This is a genomic window from Undibacterium sp. JH2W (assembly GCF_049340425.1).
Classification (GTDB): domain Bacteria; phylum Pseudomonadota; class Gammaproteobacteria; order Burkholderiales; family Burkholderiaceae_D; genus Undibacterium.
In genome coordinates, this window is record NZ_JBMPOT010000055.1 from 1 (window position 1) to 1734 (window position 1734).

1 protein-coding gene is annotated in these 1734 nt (G+C 50.6%); it reads right to left on the minus strand.

Annotation, left to right across the window (positions count from 1 at the left end; translation table 11 throughout):
- Nucleotides 1-1659 (minus strand): DUF4214 domain-containing protein (locus ACO0LC_RS29060; RefSeq protein ID WP_423009731.1); only part of this gene is annotated, 1659 nt, incomplete at its 3' end.
- Nucleotides 1660-1734 lie beyond the last annotated feature (75 nt).

Genomic DNA, 1734 nt, shown 5'->3' on the forward strand with positions numbered 1-1734 from the left:
TTGACCAACTGTCAGGTTGTTCAGTGTGAATACGTCTGTACCAGCTGTTGGTGTGTTGTTTGGTACACCAGCTGTGTTGGAGACGTTGCGCACCAATACGCCTGTGACGTCTGGCAGTTTGGCGAAGTCGACTGAAGAAGAAGCATTGTTCAACAGAACTTGAACTTGTTCAACTTTAGTCACGATGGAGGAACCCGTTGTACCGGCTGTAATGTTGCCACCGTTGACGATGACGAGGGTGTCGTTACCGTCGCCACCTGTCAGGCTGTCGCCAGTCTGGATGGTGTCTGCCAGGTAGAATATGTCGTTACCAGAACCGCCTGTGACTGTGACATTTTGCAATTGGCCGGATGTGTCTGCTTTGCCAGTTGTGAAGATGCCATTGCCCAGGTTCAGGGTCAGGTTGCCTTTGAATGCGGATGCATCGATGGCAGACAGACGACCTGCTGCTTGCAGGATGCCGCCAGCGTAGTTGACGGATTCAATGGTGCCAACTGCTGGGTTGACGACGTTTTGAACTTGCGCCAGTGTCAGGTCTTTGTCACCTGTGATTTTAACAACGCCTGCTGTGCCTGTGTCCATTGGCAGGTTCAGGATGCCGATGTTGTTGACGTTGCCTGTGCTGTTGATGGTCAGGTTTTCGTAACCTTGGTTCGCAACGCCTGCAGCGGATGTGCCAGAAACGTTTTGACCAATGTTGACTGTGCCAACTTGAACGTCGGACAGGTTGAGGTTGCCTGTGTTGCTACCCAGCAATGTACCTGCGCCGAAGGAGAATTCAACAACGCCTGCGTTGTTGGCATTGGTGCTGGTCAGGGACATGTTGGTGAGAACAGATTTGATGTTCTCAATACGTGCTGTGTTAGTACCTGCTGTGGAGGCAATGCGGTTGATGCCGATGTTTTGCAAGCCAGTAGAATCTTGCAGGTCAACTGCAACAACTGCTGTATTGGCAACGTTTTGCGCATCTGCAGAGCCAGAGAACGTGAAGTTCGCTGTCTGGATGTTTTTCAGCGTTGGGGTGATGATTGGCGCGCCGTTGTCATTGGAGTTACCCAGTGTGGCTGTCAATTTGTTGTTGGCTGTAGCGGAGGTGTTGGAGCCTGTCAGTACGTCTTCGTCTTGCAGGGCATTAACACGTGCATTGCCGTTTGGTGTATAGACCAGGCCTGCCGTGAAGTTTTCTGCTGACTTGATGTCTGTTTGGCTTGTCAGTGTGAAGTCTTTTTGACCGCCACCAGCAACGATGGAGGCGATAGTCGCATCTTGTGTCGCGATTTGGGATGCTTGTGTCGCTGAGTCAACAACTTTGCTCAACCAGTCTTTGGCCAGGTTAGTGTTGGCGACGACGGAATATGCTTCAACTTCATCTGATGTGTCTACTGCTGTAGTAAACGATGTCGCTGCTGCAACTTTGGAGTCAACTGCGACTTTGTCTGCACCAGTCGCGCCGCCCAGAATGGAGATCGCTGCCTGGCCGATGGACACTTTGCCATTGTTCAGTTGACCAACCCAGTAGGTCAAGCCTGCGATGTCCGCTTTGTGGCCAAACAGATTGGTAAAAATCGCATTAACTGTTTCTTCTGGTGTTTTGCCAGTAAATATTGTGGCGTATTCTGGTTGCTTGGCGAAAGAGTCAGCAATTTGACCTATCGTCATGTTTTGCGCTGCCCAGTAATTCAGACCATTTGGATCCGCTGGACGGTTGAAATAAGCGATGTAAAGCTTTTGGAT